This is a genomic window from Nocardia barduliensis (assembly GCF_013315795.1).
Taxonomy (GTDB): domain Bacteria; phylum Actinomycetota; class Actinomycetes; order Mycobacteriales; family Mycobacteriaceae; genus Nocardia; species Nocardia barduliensis.
On the sequence record NZ_JABLTE010000261.1, the window covers coordinates 1 to 1,307 of the forward strand.

Genomic DNA, 1,307 nt, shown 5'->3' on the forward strand with positions numbered 1-1,307 from the left:
TTCGGATGCCAAGTCGTCATCCGCATCGTTCCCCGGGCCTACGTACGCGCTCACCATGGAGATTCCTTATTCTCGACGTCACGGTATTTTCGCGATCGATATTATTATGATTCGACAGAGGGTGTTATATTCCTTGTGGTCCTTAATTCTGTGGTCGTTAATTCGAGATCTATCAAATTTGTGAATCGGGGGATTTCAGGCGGCCTTTTTGTTGGAGTTGAATTCTGTAGTTTCATCCAGGATTGATGAATTCTTCGGAGGTTGTGCCGCGTCTTCATTGCGTGACTCTTCTGCCGTGGTCAAGAGGCTGGACAGCAGGCGGGCAAGCTTGCGGGTATCGGGCGGGTCTCGGCGGGTGTCACGTACAGAAACGCGCTGCGCCCGTGGCTTCGCCTGGCTATCCCGATGTTCGACCCGACCGGCCGGATGCTTATCCGGGCGTGGCTCATCGGTTTCCGCAGGCACGGGCTCGACAGCGGCTTCGGTCGACGAGTCGATCGGGTCGTGCCCCGATGGCAGGTTCACTCCGATATGGGGGTCGGGTCGGTTCACGGTGGTCCTCCAGTGTCCAGATCTGTCCACCGGCACCAAGGCGGTGCCGAGGCGGCCTCTACGGGTAACTCCTCGTTTTCGGCCCCGGATTGGACACACCAACCCCCGTAAACCACTCCACCGACGGCCGGTGGAACGGCCGGATTCGACGTAGTGGCATGCCCGGAGGCCCTGCGTCGCGGCGATCGAAGCACACCTCGGCGCGGGTCCGCAGGGCTGTGTGATGGTTGCGGCCTTGAGCGGCAACCGTAGGCGTGGCCAGGCTCGAGGCGCTCGATATCAGCCCGGCGCCTCGCATCGGGCAATCGGCTTCTCCGGCTGGCTAGTTGTCTTCTCGCCCCGATTCCGGGGCTGGCGGCTTCACATGTTGATGGTCATGGCCCACATGGTGGGCCTGGCACCTACTGGTAGATGGAAGCTTTCAGTGGTCGCGAACCCCAGTCGCTGGTAGTAGGGGGTGTTGTCTTCCCGGGTGCATACGAGGTAGGCAGGGGTGGCGGGAGCCGATGTCAGGCGATCGGTGATCAGGCGTGTCGCGTAGCCGTGCCCTTGGTGTGCGGGTGAGGTTCCGATGTTGGCTAGGTACCAATGTTCGGGCTGGTGGGGGTGGTGTCGATCGAGGGTGCGCCGGACGGTGATCGCAGCGAATGTGCGGCTGGTGAGGGCGGGCAGAAGGTCGGGTGCGGCACGCAGGGTGGTGCTGACGGGTTGGTCCCATCGGGCGGGTGGGTCCCAGACGGCGACTGAGCGGATGA

Annotated in this window: 2 protein-coding genes; both read right to left on the reverse strand. The window is 61.9% G+C overall.

The annotated features are described in order from the left end of the window. Window positions 1-195: 195 nt before the first annotated feature. Window positions 196-552: a hypothetical protein gene (locus HOV91_RS39070; protein WP_068049976.1), complete on the reverse strand. Its 357-nt coding sequence runs from the start codon at window positions 550-552 to the stop codon at window positions 196-198. A gap of 360 nt (window positions 553-912) precedes the next feature. Then, on the reverse strand, window positions 913-1,307 hold a 395-nt coding region (locus tag HOV91_RS39075), incomplete at its 5' end, for a GNAT family N-acetyltransferase (RefSeq protein WP_174190185.1).